The 22,609-nt window shown below is 73.0% G+C and carries 25 protein-coding genes; 11 read left to right on the top strand and 14 right to left on the bottom strand.

The genetic code is table 11. From position 1 onward, the window contains the following. The first annotated feature begins 248 nt into the window (after positions 1-248). Positions 249-2,231, top strand: coding sequence for a TerD family protein (locus GFH48_RS19620; RefSeq protein WP_194280867.1), 1,983 nt, complete (start codon positions 249-251; stop codon positions 2,229-2,231). 88 nt (positions 2,232-2,319) lie between these two features. On the opposite strand, the gene GFH48_RS19615 is transcribed toward GFH48_RS19620, so the two are convergent. The 4 genes from GFH48_RS19615 to GFH48_RS19600 form a co-directional block, all read right to left on the bottom strand. Beyond that, positions 2,320-2,541 (bottom strand): hypothetical protein, encoded by a 222-nt coding sequence (locus GFH48_RS19615; RefSeq protein ID WP_101399314.1) that lies wholly within the window; start codon positions 2,539-2,541, stop codon positions 2,320-2,322. Then, positions 2,538-4,181: a transglycosylase domain-containing protein gene (locus GFH48_RS19610; RefSeq protein WP_153289498.1), complete on the bottom strand. Its 1,644-nt coding sequence runs from the start codon at positions 4,179-4,181 to the stop codon at positions 2,538-2,540. Before GFH48_RS19610 ends, GFH48_RS19615 begins: the two co-directional genes overlap by 4 nt. 320 nt (positions 4,182-4,501) lie before the next feature. Further along, positions 4,502-5,350 (bottom strand): hypothetical protein, encoded by an 849-nt coding sequence (locus tag GFH48_RS19605; RefSeq protein ID WP_153289497.1) that lies wholly within the window; start codon positions 5,348-5,350, stop codon positions 4,502-4,504. Further along, positions 5,347-6,030, bottom strand: a complete 684-nt coding sequence (locus tag GFH48_RS19600) for a sigma factor-like helix-turn-helix DNA-binding protein (RefSeq protein WP_228120731.1) — start codon at positions 6,028-6,030, stop codon at positions 5,347-5,349. Before GFH48_RS19600 ends, GFH48_RS19605 begins: the two co-directional genes overlap by 4 nt. Positions 6,031-6,649: 619 nt before the next feature. On the opposite strand from GFH48_RS19600, the gene GFH48_RS19595 reads away from it, so the two are divergent. Together GFH48_RS19595 and GFH48_RS19590 are read left to right on the top strand one after the other, a co-directional pair. After that, entirely contained in the window at positions 6,650-7,285 is a 636-nt protein-coding gene (locus GFH48_RS19595) for a SigE family RNA polymerase sigma factor (RefSeq protein ID WP_407698647.1), read from the top strand. Beyond that, a complete protein-coding gene (locus tag GFH48_RS19590) occupies positions 7,275-8,027 on the top strand; it encodes a L,D-transpeptidase (RefSeq protein ID WP_228120728.1) in 753 nt (250 codons plus the stop codon). Before GFH48_RS19595 ends, GFH48_RS19590 begins: the two co-directional genes overlap by 11 nt. On the opposite strand, the gene GFH48_RS19585 is transcribed toward GFH48_RS19590, so the two are convergent. Further along, entirely contained in the window at positions 7,994-8,812 is an 819-nt protein-coding gene (locus tag GFH48_RS19585) for an alpha/beta fold hydrolase (RefSeq protein WP_153289496.1), read from the bottom strand. The two genes, GFH48_RS19590 and GFH48_RS19585, sit on opposite strands and share 34 nt — an antisense overlap. A gap of 108 nt (positions 8,813-8,920) precedes the next feature. Between GFH48_RS19585 and GFH48_RS19580 the strand changes: the two genes are divergently transcribed. Both GFH48_RS19580 and GFH48_RS19575 read left to right on the top strand, forming a co-directional pair. Further along, a complete protein-coding gene (locus GFH48_RS19580) occupies positions 8,921-9,364 on the top strand; it encodes a MarR family winged helix-turn-helix transcriptional regulator (RefSeq protein WP_228120726.1) in 444 nt (147 codons plus the stop codon). 10 nt (positions 9,365-9,374) lie between these two features. Continuing rightward, positions 9,375-9,653, top strand: coding sequence for a ribosomal protein L7/L12 (locus tag GFH48_RS19575; protein ID WP_153289495.1), 279 nt, complete (start codon positions 9,375-9,377; stop codon positions 9,651-9,653). A 156-nt stretch (positions 9,654-9,809) separates the two neighbouring features. Here GFH48_RS19575 and GFH48_RS19570 read toward each other — a convergent pair whose 3' ends face one another. Further along, positions 9,810-10,646, bottom strand: a complete 837-nt coding sequence (locus GFH48_RS19570; protein WP_228120724.1) for a hypothetical protein — start codon at positions 10,644-10,646, stop codon at positions 9,810-9,812. Between the two features lie 107 nt (positions 10,647-10,753). Next, the gene (locus GFH48_RS19565; RefSeq protein ID WP_228120721.1) at positions 10,754-11,017 is read right to left on the bottom strand and encodes a hypothetical protein; all 264 of its coding nucleotides are present in this window, start codon (positions 11,015-11,017) and stop codon (positions 10,754-10,756) included. A 717-nt stretch (positions 11,018-11,734) separates the two neighbouring features. On the opposite strand from GFH48_RS19565, the gene GFH48_RS19560 reads away from it, so the two are divergent. Both GFH48_RS19560 and GFH48_RS19555 read left to right on the top strand, forming a co-directional pair. Continuing rightward, positions 11,735-11,938: a cold-shock protein gene (locus GFH48_RS19560; RefSeq protein ID WP_010986199.1), complete on the top strand. Its 204-nt coding sequence runs from the start codon at positions 11,735-11,737 to the stop codon at positions 11,936-11,938. A 234-nt stretch (positions 11,939-12,172) separates the two neighbouring features. Further along, positions 12,173-12,451, top strand: coding sequence for an SCO5918 family protein (locus GFH48_RS19555; protein WP_153289494.1), 279 nt, complete (start codon positions 12,173-12,175; stop codon positions 12,449-12,451). A 36-nt stretch (positions 12,452-12,487) separates the two neighbouring features. Here GFH48_RS19555 and GFH48_RS19550 read toward each other — a convergent pair whose 3' ends face one another. After that, entirely contained in the window at positions 12,488-13,327 is an 840-nt protein-coding gene (locus tag GFH48_RS19550; RefSeq protein WP_153289493.1) for a hypothetical protein, read from the bottom strand. 261 nt (positions 13,328-13,588) lie between these two features. After that, positions 13,589-14,011 carry an ATP-binding protein gene (locus GFH48_RS19545; RefSeq protein WP_228120718.1) on the bottom strand — a complete coding sequence of 141 codons (423 nt, stop codon included), beginning with the start codon at positions 14,009-14,011 and terminating at the stop codon, positions 13,589-13,591. Positions 14,012-14,324: 313 nt separating this feature from the next. On the opposite strand from GFH48_RS19545, the gene GFH48_RS19540 reads away from it, so the two are divergent. Further along, on the top strand, positions 14,325-15,341 hold the full coding sequence (locus GFH48_RS19540) for an FkbM family methyltransferase (protein WP_153289492.1): 1,017 nt from the start codon (positions 14,325-14,327) through the stop codon (positions 15,339-15,341). A gap of 50 nt (positions 15,342-15,391) precedes the next feature. On the opposite strand, the gene GFH48_RS19535 is transcribed toward GFH48_RS19540, so the two are convergent. From GFH48_RS19535 to modA, 3 genes are all read right to left on the bottom strand, one after another. Next, complete coding sequence (locus GFH48_RS19535; RefSeq protein ID WP_153293005.1) at positions 15,392-16,465, bottom strand: ABC transporter ATP-binding protein; 1,074 nt, start codon at positions 16,463-16,465, stop codon at positions 15,392-15,394. 314 nt (positions 16,466-16,779) lie between these two features. Further along, positions 16,780-17,679, bottom strand: a complete 900-nt coding sequence (gene modB, locus GFH48_RS19530) for a molybdate ABC transporter permease subunit (RefSeq protein ID WP_153289491.1) — start codon at positions 17,677-17,679, stop codon at positions 16,780-16,782. Continuing rightward, on the bottom strand, positions 17,676-18,518 hold the full coding sequence (modA, locus tag GFH48_RS19525) for a molybdate ABC transporter substrate-binding protein (RefSeq protein ID WP_153289490.1): 843 nt from the start codon (positions 18,516-18,518) through the stop codon (positions 17,676-17,678). The genes modB and modA overlap by 4 nt, the downstream gene beginning before the upstream one ends. 174 nt (positions 18,519-18,692) lie before the next feature. Between modA and GFH48_RS19520 the strand changes: the two genes are divergently transcribed. From GFH48_RS19520 to GFH48_RS19510, 3 genes are all read left to right on the top strand, one after another. Then, entirely contained in the window at positions 18,693-19,178 is a 486-nt protein-coding gene (locus GFH48_RS19520; RefSeq protein ID WP_228120707.1) for a molybdopterin-dependent oxidoreductase, read from the top strand. Between the two features lie 65 nt (positions 19,179-19,243). After that, positions 19,244-20,179, top strand: coding sequence for a LysR family transcriptional regulator (locus GFH48_RS19515; protein WP_153289489.1), 936 nt, complete (start codon positions 19,244-19,246; stop codon positions 20,177-20,179). A gap of 105 nt (positions 20,180-20,284) precedes the next feature. Continuing rightward, positions 20,285-21,463 carry an NAD-dependent formate dehydrogenase gene (locus GFH48_RS19510; protein ID WP_153289488.1) on the top strand — a complete coding sequence of 393 codons (1,179 nt, stop codon included), beginning with the start codon at positions 20,285-20,287 and terminating at the stop codon, positions 21,461-21,463. Positions 21,464-21,496: 33 nt separating this feature from the next. On the opposite strand, the gene GFH48_RS19505 is transcribed toward GFH48_RS19510, so the two are convergent. After that, positions 21,497-21,889 carry a TOBE domain-containing protein gene (locus GFH48_RS19505; protein WP_153289487.1) on the bottom strand — a complete coding sequence of 131 codons (393 nt, stop codon included), beginning with the start codon at positions 21,887-21,889 and terminating at the stop codon, positions 21,497-21,499. A gap of 140 nt (positions 21,890-22,029) precedes the next feature. After that, positions 22,030-22,566, bottom strand: coding sequence for a universal stress protein (locus GFH48_RS19500; RefSeq protein WP_194280622.1), 537 nt, complete (start codon positions 22,564-22,566; stop codon positions 22,030-22,032). Positions 22,567-22,609: the final 43 nt, after the last annotated feature.

Here is a 22,609-nt window from a genome sequence, read left to right as displayed (position 1 = left end):
GCCCCGGGACCAGCGGGGTGGGCCGTTCGAGGGGGGCGGGGGCGGTGAGGGGGGCGGGCGGCGCCGGGGAAGTTCTCCCATGTCCGACGTACGGCAGTGACGAATCATCACTCATGTTCCGAACCGGGCGCTAAGGTGCCCTTGATGTGCGGTGTGTGGCGCGCGTCACACATGGCTACGAACGTGACAAGAACAGGCCGCCGGGGGGCACCTGGGCGGCTGTGCATCTGGGGGGCCTCGTGCACGAGATGGTCAAGGGCGGCAACATCGGTCTGAGCTCCTTGAGCGCGGACGTCGGTTCCGTGCTGGTGAGCCTGAGCTGGAGCAGTCCCACGGGAGAGGGCGACGCGGACGTCTCCGTGCTGCTGCTCACCGCCGCCGGCAAAGTACGCAGTGACGCGGACTTCTACTTCTACAACAACCCGGTGGCGCCCGACGGGAGTGTGCAGCTGTTGGGCAAGGCGCCGACGGCCGAGGGTGACGAGGACCGGATCACCTTCGATCTGAACGCCATCCCGCCGGAGGTCGAACAGATCGTCGTGGCCGCGAGCCGCTATACGGGAGCCGGATTCGGGGACCTGCAGGATCTGCGGCTGACCCTCGCGGACGCCTCCGGGGAGAGTCTGCTGGGATTCTCTGTCGAGGGTGCCGGGGCTGTCGGCGCGCTGCTCTTCGGCGAGTTCTACCGCCGTGGCGGGGACTGGAAGTTCCGGGCGATCGGGCAGGGCTACGAGTCGGGCCTCGCCGGACTCGCCACCGACTTCGGCGTCGACATCGACGACGCCCCGGAGTCCGAGCGGCCCGAGGACGAGATGGTGGCCGTCGAGGCCGTCGAGGTGCGCACGGTCTCCGAGCCGGCGCGGGCGGCGGTCGCCGTCGCGGTCAGGGCCGTGCCCCGCCCGCGTACCGCCAAGAAGAGGGTCACGCTGCCCAGGGTCGCCAAGAAGTCACTCGCCGAGAACGATTCCTGGCGGTCGGCCCGGCTCTTTCCGGTGTCCGCTCTCAAGAGCGACCGCGAGCGAGAGACCAGGGCGACTTCCGTGCTGCTGTCGGTGATGGCGCAGGTGCCGGAGTTCGGCCGCCGGCTGACCGCTGCCTTCGGGGCGCCGGCCGGCCGTACGGAGACGTTCACCGAGGTCTCCTTGCCGCACGGGGACTCGCCGCGACGGCCGGACGGTGTGATCCGTGTCGAACGTGCGGGGAAGCTGTGGACCGCGCTCGTGGAGACCAAGACGAACGGGAACGCCCTCAAGCCGGACCAGGTCCAGGCGTACGCAGACATCGCCGCCCGGCGCGGATACGAGGCCGTGATCACCCTGTCCAACGACGTGGAGCTGGAGGGGAGCCCGCTCGTCGCCGTCAAGGCGGACGGCCGGCGCAAGAACAAGGTGGCGCTGTGGCATCTGTCCTGGGCCGAGGTGACCCATCAGGCTCAGATGCTGATCCGCCACGAGGGCGTCGGCAACGCCGCACACGCCTGGCTGCTCCAGGAACTGCTGCACTACCTCCAGCACGAGAACTCCGGCTGCCACGGCTTTCAGAACATGGGTCCGGCCTGGGTGCCCGTGCGCAACGGCATCGACGACGAGACCCTGTGTCAGGGAGATCCGCGGGCGGTGGACGTCGTCGAGAGCTGGGAGCGGCTCGTGCGGCAGGTGTGTCTACGGCTGGGCGGCGAACTGGGGCAGAAGGTGCTCCCCGTCCAGCGGGCCAAACGCGGTACGGACCCCCGGGCGCGGCGCACGGCCCTGGCGGACCGGCTGTGCAGCGACGGGAAACTGGACGCCGAACTGCGTATCGAGGGAACACCCGGCATCCTCGCGCTCTGCGCGGATCTGCGGACGGGGAAACTGAGGACGTCGATCGAGATCCCGGCGCCCGAAGCGGGCTATCCGCTCACCTGGGCGAAGCGGCTCGTTCGGCAACTCGACGAGGCACCGGCGGATCTGCACGTCGAGACACTCGTGGAGGGGCAGACCGGCGGCCCGCGAGGAACCCTGGAACGCCTGCGTCCCGAACCCGCGGACATCGTCCCGGCGAACGGCGCCCGAATCACCGGCTTCCGGCTCTCCCTGTTCCGCGGCATGGGAAACACCCGGGGCAACGCCGAATCGGGGTTCATCCGCAGCGTCGGCGACTCGGTCGACCGCTTTCACACGCAAGTGGTGGTCCACCTGGACCGTCGCACACCGAAAACCCGGCAACCTGCGGATGGGGCAGCCGCGGGGTGAGGTGGCCGGGTCCGGTGGTGTCAGTCGGGTCGGGTACTGCACGCGTCGCGGGCGGCGACGGCGGTGCGGGTACTGCGCAACGTGCAGGTCAGAGCCTGTCCATCCGGGTGTAGGGGCTGAGGATGCGGGCCTGGCGGGAGCCGAAGTCGACGAGCATGGCGATGCCCTCTTCGACGCCGATGATCGTGCCCAGGCCGAACTGGTCGTGGGAGACGCGGTCTCCGAGGCTGAATTCCTTGGCCACGGGGACGACCGGGGCAGCGAAGGGGCTGGTGGGCAGGTGGCGCCGGGGCGCGGAGGGTTTCGTCATCGTGTAGCCAGTATGGGCTTTGTTTGGCCGTTCGGAAGCCCCGGATTTCCTTCTTCGGCCGGAGAGGGGTCGCCGGAGGTGCCGGTGATCTTGGCCCAGACGCCCTCCGAGATGTGGACGCGGAGCGCCTCGGCGGTGCCGGGGAGCGGCGCCGGACGGGCGGCCTTCCGGCCCTTGGCCGGGTGTTCCGCGAAGAGAGCGACGGTGACGGTGAGGTGTTCGTCGTAGGTCGTCCCCCAGAGGGTGCGCGGGCCGGCGGCGCCCGTGAGGACGGCCGGGTGACCGCCGGTCCGGCTCTGCATCAATTTGGTCAACACCCCGGCGCCACCCTCCGCTATCGCCGTACTGGTGTTCGGTTCGGCTCGGTAGAGGGTGCGGCCCGCGCGGGTGATCCTCGCGACCGTGTACGGCTTCGCGTACGTACCGTGCGCCGCGGCGGTCGCGTACGCGGAGGCCAGCCGCAGCGGCGTCGGGGTGGCGGTGCGCGCGAGGCCGGCCAGCGGAGGCAGCAGCTTCGTGCCGGAGAAGGGCTCCAGCGCCGTACCCGCCTCCACCGCGCCGTCCACCGCGTCGTTGAAGGGCTGGCGGGCGTAGTCCGCGCCGCCGTACAGGACCCGGACCGCGCCGTCGCCCGGGGCCAGGGCCACCACGGCCGTGTGCAGCCGGACGCCGCCCTCGGCCGGCGGTGCGTCGCCCGCGAGCTCCGCCGTCGCGTCCTGTGCCGTGAGGTCGAAGGTGGTCCGGACCGTGTAGCCGCCGCGGGCCAGCTGGTCCTCGGTGATGCCGAGCCGGTCGGCGGCCTCGGCCGACGCCACGTCGATCAGGTACTGGCGCTGGCCGTCCGTGTCGCCCGGCGGATAGAAGCGGAAGGCGGGGAAGCGGGCCGCGGCGCGCTGGGCGGCGGTGATGGCACGGCTGTCCGCCATCGCGTCCAGCACCCAGGCCCAGCGGTCCACCAGCTTCGCCGTCACCGCGGGGTCCGAGCCGGCCTTCTCGTAGTACGAGGGGATGTTGATGACGGCCGCGAGCGCCGCGCCCTGGCTCACGGTCAGGTTCCTCGCGTCCACACCGAAGTAGTTCCGGGCGGCGGACTGGATGCCGGCCGCGCCCCGGCCGAAGTAGACCGTGTTGAGGTAACCCGCCAGGATCTCGTCCTTCGAGCGGGTCCGGTCCAGCTTGATCGCGATCAGGGCCTCGCGCGCCTTGCGGGACAGCGACTGCTCCGGGCTGAGCAGGGCGTTCTTCACGTACTGCTGCGTGATCGTGGAACCGCCCTGCCGTCCGCCGCCGCTCACCGTCGCCCAGACCGCGCGGGCGATCGCCTTCGGGGAGATTCCGGTGTCCGAACGGAAGGAGCGGTTCTCCGCCGCGATCACCGCCTCCCGCACGTGCGTCGGCACCTGCGAGAGAGGTACCTCCTGACGGTCGACGGGGCCGCGCCGGCCCAGGTAGTCGCCGTCGTCGTCGACGAAGACGGTGCTCTGCATCGCCGTCTCGGGGTGCGGTTCGGGGATGACCGTGACGTGGTACGCGACGAGGACCGCGGCGACGACGTGGGCGACGACGGTGAGCAGGACGATCAGCGCGCGGCGCACCCGGCGACCACGGGTACGGCGGACCCGGATGCGGCGGTCGGCCATACGGCGCCGCAGACCGCCCCGCAGCCCGCGCCGGCCCCGGGACCCGCGGTTCCTTCCGTTCCGGGCCGGCTTCCCGTCCGTCTCCGCCTCTGTGCCCGTGCCCGCTTCCGCGCCCACTGCCGCGCCCGGGTGCCGGCTCCGGTCGCGAACCCCGTCCCCGCGAGCCCTGCCGTCCGGCCGGAGGCCCACACGCGGCCGCCCGGCCGCGTCCGCGGCCCGGGTCCGCCCGGCCCGCCCGGCCCGCCCGGCCCGTCCGGTCCGTCCGGTCCGCCCGGGACGGCTCGCGACCGTGTTTCCGCCGGTGCCGTCGTTCTCGTCGCTCACGTCGCGTACTCCATGGTCGCGATCACCTTGCCCGCGGAGTCGTACACCGTGACTCTCTTCGTCAGACCGTCGGAGAACCGTCGTTTCGCAAGAGTCCCCCGCATCCCCTGTGCCTCCGGCATCTCCGACACCTTCCACGCCCTCGGTTTCTCCGCCGGCGCCGGTGGCTCCGGCGCATTTGTCGGTCTGATCGGTCTGATCGGTCTGATCGGTTTCATCGGGTCGGTCGGGTCCGTCGGCTTGACCAGCGCGTACCAGACGCCCCAGTGCGGGCTGCCCGCGAGGGTGAGCGCCGTGCCGTCGACATCGCCCGCCGCGGTCTCGATCCGCACACGTGCCGCGTCCCCCCTGCCGTGGTAGACGCCGGACACGAAGTAGCCGTAGTCGCCGGCACGCTCCTCCTGGACGGTGACGCCGGGTGTGCCGAGGTCCGTGCCGGCGGCCCGGACGCCACGGAAGCGCGGTGCCGCGTTCCCGGGCGAGGTCCAGTGCCCGCCGTCCTCGGTGAGCCAGATCTTGACGCCGGACGCGACCCGCACCCGTTCCCCGGGCGCCACCACCCGCACCGAGCCCCGGGGCCCGGCGGACAAGCCCGTCGACCGCGTCGCGTCCGCCCCCGCGCCGACGCCCGCGCGCAGCGCCACCGCGACCGCCGGAACCACCAGCAGCGCGCAGGCGGACCCCAGCACGATGGCCGCGCGGCGCCGCCCGCGCTGCCTTGCGGCCCGCTCGACGGCGGCCAGCGGGACGGGCGAGGCGGCCACGTCGCAGGCGGCATCGGCGAACACCTCGCGCAGCCGTTCGGCCCCGGCCGGCATATCCGCGGACCTGCGGTGACGGCTCATGAGCGGGCTCCGAGGGCGACAGAGCGAGGGGCGAAGGAGGGATCGGCGCACAGGGCCTCCAGGCCGCGCCGCGCGAGCGCCCTGACCGCGCCGGGGGAGCAGCGGAGCAGCTGGGCGGTCTCGGCCTCGCCCAGGCCCTCGTCGAAGCGCAGCACCAGCACGACGCGCTGCCGCGCCGAGAGCGCCGAGAGCGCCGGCAGTGCCGAGCGCGCTGTGGGGGGTCGGCCGGGAAAGCCCCGCTCCGTGGCGGCCTCCATGTCGGCATGCGCGGCTGTCGCCATGTCGGCCCCGGTGACAGCCACTGTGACCGCCTCCGCGCGGTCGGGCGCGGGCCGCCGTGACCGCCCGGGCAGGAAGGACGCCGGCAGCCGCGTGACACGTCTGCGCCGGGCACGGCCGAGGTGGTGGTCGACCAGTGAGCGCCGTACGTAGAAGGCGACGTCGTCGCGCGGGATGCGCCGCCAGCGGACGCGGACCCGGGCCAGCGTGGCCAGGACGAGATCCTCGGCCTCCCGGAGGTCGCCGGTGAGCAGGTGCGCGGTGCGGACCAGGCGGGGCCAGGCCGCGGCGGCGTACGTCGTGAAGTCGCCCTCCCGGCCGGTCACGGCCGGAAGGCCGCCCTCACCGGCGGGTATGTGGGACGAGGCGTCGGATGAGGCGTCGGATGGGATGTGGGGCACGACCGGCGGTCCCTCGGAGTCTCGGGTACGTGGGGAGGTGCGGTGCGGGGGAGCCGAGACCTGAACAACCCGGCTCTCCCGCCCGCGGATTCAGCGCGACCCGGACCGGGCGTGGACCTCGTCCCCGGTGTCGCGGGCGTTCACGAGCAGGCAACTCCCGCTGTGAAGTGTGGCTTTGGCGGATCGAGCCCGGACCGGGACCACTTGGGCGCGCTTCCCGCCCGGCACCGGGCCGGCCACCGAGCCCGGCACCGCACCCGGTCCGCGCAGGCGGTGCCATGACCCGCGGTCCGCGAGTCCGTGAAGACCCCGGCCGCCCTGCCGGGGACGGCCGTCGCCCCGTACGGGCCGGCCGTGCCCGGCGCGCCCGCCGTGACCGGGGCGGTGCGGGTGCGCCCGTCCTCGACGGCCCGCGGCTCGTCGGCGCGGACGACGACCGTGGCCCAACCGGCCATGTGGCGACGGCTCCTGGCTCCGCTCGTCATCCTGTTCCCCCTGCGGTGTGTTTCGATGTGCGGCGTACGGGACCTGTACGCACGGCGCGGATCGCCGGGTTGCACGGGACCGCGGAAATTCCGGAACGTCCGGCGGGGGCACGACCGAGGAAGCTGCTGGAGGCATGACCGAGGAAGAGTTCGACGCGTTCTACGCCGCCGCGTTCCCCCGGCTCACCGGCCAGCTCTTCGCGTTCACCGGGGACCACGGCGAGGCGCAGGACGTCGTCCAGGAGGCGTTCGTGCGCGCCTGGGACCGGCGGCGGGAGTTCCTCGCCGACGGGGCGCCGGAGGCGTGGATCCGGACCGTGGCGATGCGGCTCGCGGTGAGCCGCTGGCGTCGTGCGCGCCGCTGGCTGGAACTCGTACGCCGCACCCTGCCGCCCGAGCACACTCCGGGACCCGATCCGGAGCGCACGGCGCTGGTCGCCGCACTGCGCACACTGCCCGAGGCGCAGCGGATGGCGCTGGTCCTGCACCATCTGTGCGACCTCAGCGTCGAGCAGGTAGCCTCCGAAACCGGGGCCCCCGTGGGGACGGTGAAGGCCCGGCTGTCCCGCGGCCGGGCGGCACTGGCCCGGCAACTCGCGGTGGAGGAGTGGGAGGCCCCCGACGGGGGGAAGAAGGCGCACGGAGGGCGAACGGCGCACACAGGGAAGCGCTCCGCCCGCCCGGCGGTCCCGTCAGCCGCCGCTGTCGCCGCCGTCGCAGATGCCGCCGCCGCGGACGAGGAGAAGAGGGAGGACGACCGTGTCCGATGAACTCGCCTCCGGACTCGCCACCGACATGCGCGAGTTGGCCGCCTCCGGGGAGGCGCTGCCGCTGGTCTCCGGGGCCGAGATCCGATTCCGGGCGGTACGCCGGCGCCGCCGCCGCCGTACGGCCGTCGCCGTGTCCCTCGCCGGGGCCTGCGCCGCCGCGAGCCTGGCGGTGCTGCTGGCCCTGAACCTCGGCGACGGCGGGACGCGGGAGCGCCCGTCCCCGGCCGCGAGCCCGACCGCCCCGCCCAGCAGGCCCGTCGCGGCCGGCGCCACCGTCGATCTCGCCCGCCGGTCGCTCACGGCCTCGGGCCGCCACATGCCGATCTCCTCGGGTATGCCCGGCCACCGCACCCCGACGGGCCGGATGGAGGTCGTGGCGAAGCAGGACGTCCGGGTGGTGCCCGCCGTGGAGGTGGGGCTGAAGGGCGTCTACGGGCTGAAGGTGTCCTGGGTGATCGAACTGCGGGCCGCGGACGGGACGACGAACTTCGTCGGCGCCCTCTCCGCCGACCAGAAGGCTCCCGGCAACTACGACGTCACGGGTGGCTGGATCGGGCTGCGGCCGGCCGACGCGCGGTGGCTGTACGGGCGGTTGGACCCGGGCGCGGTCGTCGAGGTGGGGGACACGGCCTCCGGACGGTCCACGGCGGGGGCGGACACCGTTCCCCCGGCGGCCGAGGGCACGGGCGCGCGCCCCTCGTCGGGGCGTCAGCCCGTCGCGACGGCCGTCCCGGCCAGATAGGCGTCGAGGGCGCCGAACGTCGCCGCGGGCCGCTCGATGTGCGGGAGATGACCGGCCTCGGGCACGGACACGAACCGCGCGTCGGCGAACGCCGCCGCGAACGCCCGTCCGTACGCGGGCGTCACGACGCGGTCGCTCTCGCCCCACAGCACGAGCGCCGGGATCCGGATCCGGCCGAGGCGGTTCAGGAGCTTCGGGTCGTGCATGTACGGGTCGCCGCACAGCGCCCGCAGCGTCGCCATGTCGGCCTTCTGGGCGGTGATCTGTTCCTCGGTGAGGGTGGCGGGGTTCACGGCGAAGCGGGCCGGGTCGTGGAAGGAGTACGCGCCGATCTCGCGCGGGTCGAGGGCGAAGACGTCGCGGATCGGCTCGCCCGGTACGTCCACACCGGCGGAGTTGACGAGCACGAGACGGGTGATGCGGTCGCCGTCGTCGCGCAGGGCCATCTCGGCGGCGGTCCAGCCGCCGAGCGAGGAGCCCACGACGAGGACGTCGCGGTGGTCCTCGTCCCTGAGCCAGTGCAGATAGGCGAGGGCGAGGTCGTCCACGCCGGTGAACCAGCCGGGGCGTTCGGTCCCGTTCCAGCCCGGGTGCGTGGGCACCACGACCCGCATCCGGGCGGCCAGGTGGGCGGCGATGCCCTGGACGGTGGCGGGGCCGCCACCGCCGTGCAGCACGAGGGCGACGGGGCCGTCCTCGGGGCCGCTCTCGGTGAGGGTGAGCGGCAGGTCGGGGCGGGTGCGGACGATACGGGTGCGGGCGGTACGGATCTCGGTGTCGGCCATGCGCCCCACTGTATATACGCATACGTATATACGCAAGCGTATTCGAAGACTTAGGCTGGTGCCATGACTCGTGACATGACTGGCGGAACGACTGAGCAGGCGAAGCGCGTGGACGCTCACCCGGGCGGCGCGGTCGACCTCGAAACACTGGGGCGCGCCGTGAAGGAGGCGCAGTACCGGCACCACCGGGCGCTTGACACCCGCCTCGCGGCGGTCGGCACGACCCTCGCCCAGTGGGACGCGCTGCGCGCCATCGCCCGGTCGCCGGGCGCCTCCGCGCACGAGCTGGCCATGGCGACCTTCCAGGGTGACCAGTCCTTCGGCACGCTGGCCGGCCGGCTCGCCGCCCAGCACCTCGTCGAGCGGCGCCAGGGTCGCGGCCGCCGGATCGAGCACCACCTCACCGAGGCGGGCGAACGGACCCTGGAGGCGGGCCGTGCCGTCGCGGTCGAGGTGCTCGCCGCGTCCTTCGCGCCGCTCGACGAGGAGGAACGGATCACACTCCTGGGCCTGTTGCGCCGTATGGGCGTGGACGCCGGAGCGCATCCCTAGGATCGGGCGCATGGGAATACTCGGGCTCTTCGCCCTCGCCATGGTCGTCTTCGCGAGCTACGCGGGGCTGGAGGGAAGGCTGGGCCGCACCGACCGCAGGATCGCCCGCGTCGAGCGCAAACTCGACCTGATCCTCGGCCACCTGGGCATCCAGGAGAACGAGCCGGAGCTGGAGCAGGTGGCCGCGCTCGCGCGTGACGGCAGGAAGATCCAGGCGATCAAGGCGTACCGGGAGTTCACGGGTGTGGGCCTCAAGGAGGCGAAGGACGCGGTCGAGCGGATGGAGTAGCGCTCGGTACGACCGGTACGTCCTGACCGGCACGGTGCGACTCGATCGGCGCGCCGCACCCGGCCGGACCGGACCGCTACACCTGGGCCGGCCGACTGGACCGGACCGGTACACCTGGGCCTTCCGGGACCGCCGGACCGTGGTCCCTCGGCGTCGTCAGTTCGTCGGGCTGGCGGCCGGTGTCTTTCCTTCGAGCACCTGCCGCAGTCGCGGGGTGCCCTGCTGGACGGCCTGCGCCGTGGAGTCCGACTCGGCGCCGTTCAGGCCGCCGTTGGTGAGGAAGAGGGCGCTGTCGCCGACCCGTACGGCGGCGACGTCGAGCGTCAGGGTCGACGGATCGCCGTCCAGCTGCCCGTTCATGGTCACCCGCAGCCCCTGCCGGGCGTCCCCCTCGTCGGGCAGCTGCGCCGAGACGACCTGGACGTTCTGCCGGCCGCCCTGCCCGTCGACGGCCGTGAACTCGGCGCACGTCTGCGGCAGCGTGGCCAGCCACGCCAGCTGTCCGGTCAGCTCCGACTGCCCGTACTCCGCGACCTGGTAGTGCATCTGCGCCTGGTTGTCGCTGTCGTCGAAACCGGTGACGGCCTTGGTCCCCTTCGGCTTGCCGAGCAGTTCCTCGGCGTAGAGGCCGTCGAGCAGCTTCTGGCAGTCGGCGGCGGCGCTCTTGTCCGAGCCGAAGCCCGACGCGTCGACCTTGCTCTTGAGCAGGCCGTCCCGCCAGGTCGCCGCACCCGACGTCCCCGACCACTGCGACGGCAGGTCCGCGTTGGTGATCAGCGCGGCCTTGGCCTGGGCCACGGTGAGTGTGGCGGACGACGCGCCGGGCGAGACCTCGGCCAGCGGGGAGGCGGGGACCGTACGGTCCGAACCCCCGTCACCGGTCGAGCACGCGGCCGCCGACCACAGCACGCCCACCGTCACGGCACAGACCAGCAGCCGGGGTGCGAGGGACGGCGGGAGGACGGAGGCGGGGCGGTGCGGCGGACGGTTCACGGCGTGGGCCTCCTGACGGCGGGCGCGATGTCTCCTCCCACGCCACCACCGGGTGCGGCGCGCCACCAGCGCACCGGGCCCGTCCGGGTGACCCGCCGTGCCGGACGTCAGCCGGCCGGGTCGTGGGCGGGCCGCCCGCCGTCCGGCGTCGTCACCCGCACCCGGCGGCTCCCGCACCGTGTGCACACCGCGTCGGCCAGCGGCGACCTGATCGCGACACCGTCCTCGTCGACGTACTCCTGCGTGTGCAGCCCGGCGGCGTCGGTCGGATCGGTGAAGAACATGACCTGGAACACCGCCTCCCAGGTGTGCCCGCAGTTCCGGCACGCGAACGCGAAGGTCTCGGACACCGCACCGGGCTCGCTCGTCATGCGCTCTCCTGCGTCGTACGGGCCGCTCTGCGCGGCGTTCACCGCCCCTGTGGCGGGGAGGCCCCGTGCCGACCGGGGTGTCCCGTGCCGTCCGGGGTGTCCCCGGTCGTACGCGGTGCGTCCCGTCTCGTACGGGGCGCATCCCTTCGGCCGGGCGGCCTTCGGCCGGTCTCCAGCGCACACCGCCCGTCGCGGGGCGGCAACTCGAGCCTGCGGCGCGGTGGCGCGGTGGCACCGGGGACGGGGACGGAGCGGCAGGCGGTTCGGCGAGCGGCGCGGCTTCTTCGGACGCCGGCCGCGACACGCCGGACGGGTCCCGTCTCTCGCGCCGGCACGGCGGCGGACGGCCCCGGCGGCGCGTCGCGCCCCGAGGCCAGGCTCCGCGGCCTGTCCGTAAGGGCCACCTGGCCACCGGGCGGGAGATCCGGTGCGGGAGGGCTCGGAATATCTGTCATGGCCGCGATAGAAAATGACTCGGCCGAGGGGGCAGTTCCTTATTCCCCGGAGTGCGGTGAGATAGTGCGCCGCCCTTCCGGAGCCCGGCGTGCTAGTGTCGATATCAGTTGCAGTTGTGGTTCCCAAAGTCTTGGAGCGTACTTCCCGGTCCGTACCGGTCGGTCGCTTCTGAATTTCCGGTTTTATCCGGAGGGGGCAACATCGCGGCGACGCGGACCCGCACAGTGTGGGTCCTCGAGCTTTGCCCCGAAGGAGATTGACATGGCTACTGGCACCGTGAAGTGGTTCAACGCGGAAAAGGGCTTCGGCTTCATCGAGCAGGACGGCGGCGGCGCCGACGTCTTCGCCCACTACTCGAACATCGCCACCCAGGGCTTCCGTGAGCTCCAGGAAGGCCAGAAGGTGACCTTCGACGTCACGCAGGGCCAGAAGGGCCCCCAGGCGGAGAACATCGTCCCCGCCTAGTCCGGGACCCGCTGACGCCTGACTTCTGAGTCGGCCGATGCTACAGGTGGCCGGGACCTGCACCATGAGGTGCGGGTCCCGGCCACCTGCTTTTTCGTTTCATCCCCCGGGCACCGTCCCCCGGCTGGTTTCGTCCCGGATTGAATTTCCGGCGAATTTTCTGTCCGCCGTGCCCACTATCCGGCCCGCCTCGCCCAGTTTCCGGGCCACGGAACTTCATCCCGCGGAGGCACCATGCGTTGTGTGATCGCCCGATTCCCCTTCGACCTCACCAAGAGCGAGGTCGAACACTCGATGGCGGGCGTCGAGCCCGAGTCCGTCACCGCCGGCTCCGTGGTCGTCGGGCCGCACGCCTACCCCGTCAAGCAGGTGGGCGAGGTCATCACCAGGCAGGACCGCCGTGACTTCACCGAGGCCGAGGTGGCCCGTGCGCTCACCCGGCTCGGCTTCGTGTGCCGGCCCGCTGCCGCGCCTGCCCGTACCGCCGTACCCAGTTGGGCCGACCCGGCGTAAGCGCCGTCCCGGTCCCGCCGTTCACCGGCGGGTTCCTCACCTCCTCTCCCAGGGCGTGCCCGGCACCCCCGTGGCCACCCGGGCCGCCACGAAGTCCACCGTCGCGTAATGACCCGGGGTGACCCGTGCGGTCACGCGGCGGAGATCGCCCCCGGCGCCGATCCAGTAGGTGAGGGGAGAGGGGTCGGCGGGCGAAGCGGTGGCGCGGGGACCGGAGAAGACGCCGTACCCGTGGCCGTCCAGGTGCTCCTCGCGCAGCCACAGCGGCCCCGACCGGGCGAGCCGCCGCGCGTCCCCGGGGCGGTCGGCGGCCACGGACACCACCAGGCGCAGGGCGCGGTCCAGCGGGCTGGTGGAGTAGGGGCGGCGGGTCCACCGGCCGGGCTCCAGGGCGCGTGCCCTGCGGACGGCCTGCGCCGCGGTCGTCACGACCTCCCGTGCGGGGTCCCGCGTCGTGCGTCCGGGTGCTCCGCCCGAGGCCGGAGTCCGCGGCCGGGCCTCGGCGACGCCGTCCGGGTCCCAGGAGAGCAGGACCCGTGACGTGCGGGCGCCGTCCACCATCTCGCACGCGCCCACCGCCCGGCGCAGACGGTGATCGACGATCGCGCGCACGGTCACCGTCCCCGTCTCCTCCCCCACCGGGGGCAGCCGCACCGTCACCTCCGCCGGGCCGGCCTCGTAGGCCCGGAACGGAGCCAGTGCCATGCGCCGGGCCTCGTCCGCCGAGAGGGTGCGGGGTGTCGTGTCCTCGCCTCCGGGGACCAGCAGCAGAACGGCCAGGGCGCCCGCCGCGGCCGCCGTCACGCCGACGGCCGCGCGCCGGCCCCTCGACGGTCTTTCGCGGGTGGCGCGAGGGGAGTCCGGGAAGAAGCCCATGACACGTCTCTACATGCGGGCGGTCCCTCCACCGGCCGACTCCTGACGACGGGCCGCCCCGCGTCACTCTCCCGGCGGACGGTACCCCCGGGGACGGACGTGGACGGACGTGGACGGACGCCAGGAGACGGATGCCGGCAGACGGACGTCGAGGGACGGTCGAATGCCGGTCGGTCGAATGCGGGTCGGTCGACTGCGGGTCGGACGCCGGGGGGACGGACGACGCGGGTCCGGGAGTGGCGACGCCGGTCGGGGCCGGGGCTATACGGCCAGGACCGCGCGGACCGTCTTGCCGCCCATGCCCGTGCTGACGACTTCCAGACGGTGGGCGAGGTGCTGCACCATCGCGAGACCGCGGCCGCTCTCCGCGTCGGTGTCCACCAGGCCGACCCGGGGACGGCCCGGACTGTCGTCGTGGACCTCGACGGTCACTTCGCCGCCGTGCCCCACCTGCAGACGCAACCGGCAGCCGGTACGCCCGTGCCGGACGGCGTTGGCGACGAGTTCGGACGCGATGAGCGTGGCGTCGTCGACCTGGTCGGCGGTCGGCGGCACCGTCCGCGGACGCGGCCGGGTCAGGAACGCCGATGTCAACCTACGGGCCCTGCCTGCCGAAACGGCCGTGCGTGGCAGGGTGTACTCCACGCGGGCGGTCTGCCGGACGGCGCGCTGCTGCGCACGCATGACAACCTCACTTCCCCTCCCAGGACACCAGGTACCCGGCGGCCGGACCCCCGCCGGCCGGGCCCCGCGCGACACGGCGCGCGGCGGTCCTGCCCCCGGGTGATGCCCGCCCTCGGCGATCGGCAATCGGCAATCGGGGTCACAAACCCGCAGTCGGTGTACAGGAGACGGTCACTGCCGGTCTCCCCGTGCGAGGAGGTGCGGGTGGGGTGATCGCGGCGCACCGGTGGGCGTGATCGTCATCCACTGTTCGTTCCGGCGAAAGTTGTTCGAGCAACTCCCGTGACCCGCATGATTCTGAAAGGGTGTGGGGATGCCGACCCTTTACAGAAGAATGCTCGGTCTGCTCCCCCGGATAGGTGTGCAGGTTCTCGATCTCGGCTCGGGCGCGGCGGTGGTCTACCGACGCGGCAGCCGCACCCGCGTGCCCGTGGGACGTGCGGCCGACCTGGTCGCCCGCGGCGCGGGACGCTACGAGGTCACTCCCGTCGGCCCGGAGAAGAAGGCCGACATGTGGGTGGTCGCCCGGGAGCCCTCGGCGCAGGGCGACGCCTGGGGAAGCGTGCCCTTCGGTGAGTCCGGCGGGCGGCTGCTGGTCGACGAGACGGCGTCGGCGGCCGACGAGCGCCGCTTCCAGATCGCGGCCGCCGAGTACCTGTGCACCCAGCACGTGACGGCCCTGCTGGAGAAGTACCGGGTGAACTGCGTCTTCGACGTCGGCGCCAACGCGGGCCAGTACGGTCGCCGGCTGCGCAGGCTCGGTTACACCGGCCGCATCGTCTCCTTCGAACCCACCGCGGACGCCTTCGAGAAGCTGGAGCGTGTGGCGAAGAAGGACGACGACTGGCAGGTGTTCAACGTCGGGCTGGGGCGCGAGGACTCCGCGCAGTCCATCCACGTGGGCTGGAACACCATGAACTCCCTTCTGCCGCCCAGTGATTACGGGAAGGACCGCTACCTGCGGTTCGCGAAGACCCGTACCGAGGACATCGAGATCCGCCGGCTCGACGGGATGCTGGAGAAGGCGCTGGACGGGATCACCGATCCGCGCCCCTATCTGAAGATGGACACCCAGGGCTACGACCTGGAGGTGTTCGCCGGCGCGGGCGAGCGGATCGCGGACTTCGTCGGTATGCAGTCGGAGGTCGCCGCGCTGCGGCTGTACGAGGGCAGCCCGCGGATGCGGGAGGCGATCGCCACGTACGAGGAGGCCGGGTTCGAGATCTCCGGCATGTACCCGGTGACGCGTGAGGAGTCGACCGGCCGGGTGGTCGAGTTCGACTGTGTGATGGTGCGTGCCGACGCCGTGCCGCAGACCGCGACCGCGTAACCGTCGCCGGCGCCCTCGCCGTCCTCGCCGTACGTCCCGCGCGGTACGTCCTATGCCGGATAGGCGTGTGTCTGGGCGGCCTTGACGGTCGCCCAGACCGGTGCGCCCGTGTGCAGGCCGAGTTCGGCCGCGGCGACGGTCGTCAGGTCGGCGGTCAAGGGGAGTTCACCGGTGAGGTCCACCCGGATCTGGTCGCCGTGCGTCTCCAGGCCGGCGACCTCGCACCGCCACAGGTTGCGCGCGCTGGAGCCGCTCGGCCGCTCGCGGTACAGGGTGACGCCGGCGGGCGGGAAGGCCACGAAGACGGGGCCGGTCAGCTCCTCGGTGGTGGTGATCGCCGGGCCCGCGTCCAGCCGTACGGTGTGTCCCTCGGCGCTGCCCCGGTAGAGGTTGAGGCCGACCAGCTGGGCGATGTAGTCGGTGCGCGGCCTGCGTGCGATGTCCGAGGGGGTCCCCTCCTGGACGACCCGGCCGTGCTCGACGACGACGAGCCGGTCGGCCAGCACCATCGCGTCGAGCGGGTCGTGGGTGACGAGCACGGCCACGGCCTCGAACTCGGCCAGATGGCGCCGGAGTCCGGCGCGCACGTCGAGACGGGTGCGGGCGTCGAGCGCGGCGAGCGGCTCGTCCAGCAGGAGCAGCCGGGGGCGGATGGCCAGCGCGCGGGCGAGGGCGACGCGCTGTGCCTGCCCGCCGGAGAGCCGGCGCGGTCTGGCGCCGGCGTGGTCGGCCAGGCCCATCCGGTCCAGCCAGGCGGCGGCCAGCGCCCGTGCCTCGGCCTTCGGCACGCCTTGGCAGCGGGGTCCGAACGCGACGTTGTCCAGGGCCGTCAGGTGCGGGAAGAGCAGGTAGTCCTGGAAGACGACGCCGACCGGACGGGACTCCGGCGGCGTGCGGTCCAGGGAGACGCCGTCCAGGCGGAGCCGGCCGCTGCGGGAGAGCGGGGTGAGACCGGCCAGGGCCCGGAGCGCGGTGGTCTTCCCGGCGCCGTTCGGCCCGAGGAGCGCGACCACGTCGCCGGGGGCGACGCTCAGCGTCACGTCCAGGTGGAAGGCGCCGCGGTCGACGACGAGGCGGGCGTCGAGACCCTGGTCCGGTACGGGGTCGGCCACGGGGTCGGCCACGGGGTTCGGTTGCGCCGGCGGGTTCGGTTCCGGTACCTGGTTGGGCTCCGGTACCTGGTTGGGCTCCGGCACCCGGTCCGGCTCCGGTACCTGCTTCGGTTCCGGCACCGGGTTCGGTTCCGGTACCTGCTTGGGCTCCGGCACCGGGTTCGGCTCCGGCACCCGGTCCGGCTCCGGTACCTGCTTCGGTTCCGGCACCCGGTCCGGCTCCGGGCCGTCGCCGGGGGACCGTCCGTCGCCGGGGGTCCGGCCGCCGTGCGCGGCAGGTCCGTTCCCGGGCGCCGTGTTCTTCCCGGTCGCGGGGTTCACGCCCGTCATGACGCCCCCGTCATCCAGCGGTCCCGCAGTCCCGCGAGGACCGCGATCGACACGACGAGCAGTACCAGGCTCAGCGCGATCGCCGCGTCGGGGTCGCTCTGCAGGGCCAGGTAGACGGCCAGCGGCATGGTCTGCGTACGGCCGGGGAAGTTGCCCGCGAAGGTGATGGTCGCCCCGAACTCGCCGAGCGCGCGGGCCCAGGCGAGGACGGCGCCCGCCGCGATGCCCGGCGCGATGAGCGGGAGCGTGACCCGGCGGAACGCGGTGAACCGGGAGGCGCCGAGCGTCGCGGCCGCCTCCTCGTAACGCGGATCGGCGGCGCGGAGCGTGCCCTCCACGCTGATGACCAGGAACGGCATCGCCACGAACGCCTCCGCGACCACCACCCCCGCCGTGGTGAACGGCAGCGTGATGCCGAACCAGGCGTCCAGCCAGTGCCCGACGACACCGTTGCGCCCCAGTGCCAGGAGCAGTGCCACCCCGCCCACCACGGGCGGCAGGACCAGCGGCAGGGTCACCAGCGCGCGGACGAGACCCCGGCCGGGGAAGTCGGTGCGCGCGAGGAGCCAGGCCAGGGGTACGCCCAGGACCAGGCTCACACCGGTGGCAGCGGTCGCGCAGACCAGGGAGAGCTGCAGGGCCTGCCACACCTCGGTACTCGTCAGCAGCCGCGGCAGACCCCGCCAGGGAGCCCGCACGAGCAGGGCGAACAGCGGCAGCAGCAGGAACGTCAGGCCGACGAGGGCCGGCAGCAGCAACGGGAGCGGCACACCGCCCCCGACACCGCCTCGGCCCCCGGCCCGGACGCGCGGCCGGACGCGCGGACGCCGAGGTCCGTCGTCGGGGGCGTCGCCCCGCGAGAGAACCTCGGCGTCCGCCCGGTCCGGCTGGGTCACGGCTGGAGGAACCCGGCCGCGGTCAGCACCTTCTGGCCCTCGGGGGACTGCACGAGCGCGATGAACTCCTTGGCCGCGGCCGCGTTGGGAGCGTCCTTGAGCAGGGCGATCGGGTAGTCGTTGATGGCCTTGGCCGACTCGGGGAACTCCACGCCCTCCACCTTGTCACCCGCCGCGTTCACATCGGTCTTGTAGACGACCGCGGCGTCGGCCTCCTTCAGCTCCACCTTCGTCAGGGCGCTCTTGACGTCCTGTTCGTAGGAGACCGGGGTGAGCTTGAGGCTGCTGGCGTCCAGCGCCTTCTGCGCGGCGGCGCCGCACGGCACCGTCTTGTCGCACAGCACGACCTTCAGACCGGACTTGGTGAGGTCCTTGAGGGAGGCGACCTTGTCCGGGTTGCCGGGCAGGGTCGCGATCTCCAGCTGGTTGCGCACGAAGGTGGCCGGAGTGCCGACGGCGTCGCTCTTGTCCGTCACGATGGCCATCGTCTTGGGGCTCGCGGCGGCGAACACGTCGGCCGGGGCGCCTCCGGTGATGCTGGCCGCGAGGGTGTCACTGCCACCGAAGTTGAAGGTCACCTTCGTGCCCGGGTGGGCCGTCTCGAAGTCCTTGCCCAGGGTCGTGAAGCTCTCCTTGAGGGAGGCGGCGGCGAACACCGTCACCGTGCCCGACAGCTTGTCGGACTTCGCGGAGGTTCCGGAGTTCGTGGGGCTGTCGGACTTCGCGGAGCTGTCGGAGCCGGAGGAGCAGGCGCTCAGGGCCAGCAGCGCGGCGGCGCCGACACCGGCCACCTGCAGCATCCGGCCGGTGCGGCGGGTTCGGCGCGCGGATCGGGTCATCACAGGTGTACTCCCTCGGAGGCCTCAGGCATGCTTACGCTGATCATACTTTCGCAGATGCGAGCCATAAGTCTCCTGTCACATCGCATGAGCCCCGTGATCGGCGACCTGGTGTCCGCATGTGCGTTTGTACGGGACGGCGCTCTGGGTACGGTTTCCGGGAGGTGGTGCCCAGTGAGACCGTCCCTGACACATCCGCCCGTCCGCTCGCTCGCGACGGTCGCCCTGACCGGGGACCTCGCCCGCCCGGCGCGGCTGACCGTGCCCGATCTGCTGGCGTGGCCCCAGCACCGGGCCGAGGTCGGCTTCGAGTGCGCCACCAGCGGCGTGCGGCACCACCGCTTCGAGGGCCCGCTGCTGCACGACGTGCTGCGCGACGCCGGTCCCGGCTTCGATCCCGCGCGCCGCAAGGACCGGCTGCGCTTCCTCATCGCGGTGGGCGGCGCGGACGGGCATCACGCCCTGCTCACCTGGGCCGAGATCGACCCCGACTTCGCCCATGCCCCGGTCCTCCTCGCGGTCGGCATCGACGGCACCCCGCTGGACCGGGCGGGCCCCCAGCTCGTCCTGCCCCAGGACCGCTGCGGTGCCCGGCACATCAGCGGCATCGACACCATCCACGTGGACGGCCGCTACGGTCCCGCACGTCCATGGACGTGACGCGAACCCGTCTGCGACGCTGACCCGCCGGCGGTCGACGGACGGCCGTTCGCGGGAGGTCGCGCATGCTGCTGCGTCAGCTGGAGTACCTGGTCGCGCTGGCCCGGGAGCGGCACTTCGCGCGCGCGGCGGCGGCCTGCTTCGTCTCGCAGCCCTCGCTGTCCGCCGCGATCCGCCGCCTCGAACACGAACTGGGCGTGCCGATCGTGCGCCGGGGACGCAGATACGAGGGGCTGACCCCCGAGGGCGAGGTGGTGCTGGCCTGGGCGCACCGCATCCTCGCCGAGCGTGACGCCCTGCACCAGGAACTGTCGGCGCTGCGCGGCGGCCTGACCGGCACCCTGCGCCTGGGCATCGTGCCCACCGCCCTGCCCGCCGCCTCGCTCCTGACCACTCCGTTCTGCGAGCGTCACCCGGGGGCCCGGGTCAGCCTCGAGTCCCTGTCGTCCGCGGACATCACCCACGGGCTCGCCGAGTTCGAGCTCGACGCGGCGATGACGTACCTCGACGACGACGCGCTGCGGCACGTACGGCGCTTCCCGCTGTACGAGGAGCGGTACGTGCTGCTGACCCCGGTGGACGGCCCGCTGGCCACGGCGTCGACGGCGCGCTGGGCACGGGCCGCGGACCTGCCGCTGTGCCTGCTCAATCCCCGGATGCGCAACCGGCGCATCATCGACGAGTGCTTCGCCGCCGACGGCGCGACGGCCGTGCCCACGATCGAGTCCGACAGCGTGGCAGGGCTGTACGCGCAGCTGCCCAACGGCCGCTGGTCCAGCGTCATCTCGCACGCGTGGCTGCACATGTTCGGGGTGCCGGAGGGCATGCGGGTGGTGCCGCTCGTAGGGCCCGCGCACGGACCGCGGGTGGGGCTCGTGGTGGCCCGGGACGACCCTCCGTCCGTGCTGGCGGAGGCGCTGCTGAAGGTGGCGCGCGAGGCGGGCGTACGGGACGCGCTGGACGCCCTGCTGACCAGCTACCTGGGCGCCGGCCGGAGTTGATAGCCGTCGGCTATCCCCGTATAGCGACGTTCGCTTTGACCTGCGGAATCGACCCCGGGATGGTGAAGGCAACCTTCCGTAACCGGAGCTGAGGAGAGCCGCGCCATGGCCAAGGTGCTCTGTGTGCTGTACGACGACCCGACCGGCGGATACCCGACGACGTACGCCCGCGACGACCTGCCCGCCATCGACCACTACCCCGGCGGCCAGACCACGCCCACCCCCGAGGCGACCGACTTCGTCCCCGGCCGGCTGCTCGGCAGCGTGACGGGCGAACTGGGCCTGCGGCGCTTCCTGGAGGAACGCGGGCACACCCTGGTCGTCACCTCCGACAAGGACGGCGACGGCTCGGTCTTCGACCGTGAACTGCCCGACGCGGACGTGGTGATCTCGCAGCCGTTCTGGCCGGCGTACCTGACCCCCGAGCGGGTCGCCGCCGCGAAGAACCTGAAGCTGGCGATCACGGCGGGGATCGGCTCCGACCACGTCGACCTCGACGCGGCCATCGAGCACGGTGTCACCGTGGCCGAGGTGACGTACTGCAACAGCATCAGCGTCGCCGAGCACGTGGTGATGATGACGCTCTCCCTCGTCCGCAACTACCTGCCCTCGCACCAGGTCGTCCTGGACGGCGGCTGGAACATCGCGGACTGCGTGGCCCGTTCGTACGACGTCGAAGGCATGCACGTCGGCACGGTCGCCGCCGGGCGGATCGGGCTCGCGGTGCTGCGCCGCCTCGCGCCCTTCGACGTGAAACTGCACTACACCGACCGGCACCGGCTGCCGGAGGAGGTCGAGCGGGAGCTCGGACTGACCTTCCACCCGACCACCGCGGACATGGTGCCGCACTGCGACGTCGTCACCGTCAACGCTCCACTGCACCCGGAGACGGAGGGGCTGTTCGGGGACGAGCTGCTCGCCACGATGAAGCGCGGCGCGTATCTGATCAACACGGCGCGGGCCCTGATCGTGGACCGGGACGCGGTGGAAACGGCTCTGCGCAGCGGGCAGTTGGCGGGGTACGCGGGCGACGTCTGGTATCCGCAGCCCGCGCCGGCGGATCACCCCTGGCGCACCATGCCGCACCACGGCATGACCCCGCACATCTCCGGCTCCTCGCTCTCCGCCCAGGCCCGCTACGCGGCGGGCACCCGCGAGATCCTGGAGTCGTGGCTGGACGGCACACCGATCCGGGACGAGTACCTGATCGTCGACGGGGGCGGTCTCGCCGGCACGGGGGCGCACTCCTACTCGACGGCGACGGCGCCGCCGGCCACGTCCTGAGGGCGCGGGGTCACCGCCCGCGGTGTCGTCCTCCTACGTGCGGTCGATGTGCACGTTGGTGGACTTCACACGGGCGGTGGCCTCCATGCCGACCTCCAGGCCGAGTTCCTCGACGGCCTCCCGGGTCAGCAGGGAGACCAGCCGGTGCGGTCCGGCCTGGATCTCCACCTGGGCCGCCACGTCGCCGAGTTTGACGGCGGTGACGATGCCCGGGAACGCGTTGCGCACCGACGTGTACGAGGTCTCGTCCTCCTCGCCGGTCTTCGCCAGGTCGACGGAGAAGGCCGCGAGATCGCGCCCGTCGATGACACGCCGGCCGCCCTCGTCGCGTCGCGTGGTGATGCGCCCGGCGTCCGCCCACCGCCGCGCGGTGTCCGGGCTCACGCCGAGCAGCCGGGCGGCCTGGCCGATGGTGTAGGACTGCATGCGCGCCAACATAGGCACGAGATCCTTGCGTCTGCAAGCAAGGCCGGCCGTGCGTCGGCACAGGTCGCGGGCGTCGTGCCCGGGGGCGTCGTCGGCCGGGCCGGACGGGGAGGTGATCCGGGGTCCGGGCGCGGTCGCTCTCAGGGGCGGTCGTCCGTCAGCTCGCCGGCGTTCAGCGGCAGGCGCAGGCTGACCCGGCGTCGTACCGCGGCGAGTTCACGGTGCAGGGGCGAGCGGGGTACGGCCAGCACCGGACAGGCGGCGTGCGCGAGGCAGTAGCGCGCCACCGAGGGGAACAGCGCGCGGTACATCCTGCCGCGGCGTCCGGCGCCGATCACCAGAAGGTCGCCGGGGCGGTCGGCCGCCCGCACCAGGGCGCGCCCCGGCCGGTCCCACACGGCCAGCACCCGCAGGGGGACTCCCGGCCCGGCGAGACCGAAGGCCGCGTCGAGGGCGCCGCGCAGCCGTTCGTCCGCCATCTGCCGGAACTCGGCCACGGGCGGCGTGAGCATCGAACTCGGGTGCGCGAGCGCCCCCCGCGGCGGTTCCCAGACGCCCACGGCCACGAGCCCGGCACCCCGGCGGTGCGCCTCGAACGCGCCCCGGTGCAGGGCCGCGAGGCTGCCCAGCGAGCCGCTGACCCCGACCACGACGCGTCGCCGTTCTCCCTCGCTCATCGCTGGTCCACCCCTCGGCGTACGTCCACACGGGCATCCGGGT

Origin of the sequence: Streptomyces fagopyri (genome assembly GCF_009498275.1) — a bacterium.
In the GTDB taxonomy this organism is placed as follows: Bacteria; Actinomycetota; Actinomycetes; order Streptomycetales; family Streptomycetaceae; genus Streptomyces; species Streptomyces fagopyri.
Note: the sequence above shows the minus strand (reverse complement) of the source record. Positions and strands in the feature narration are given on the sequence as shown.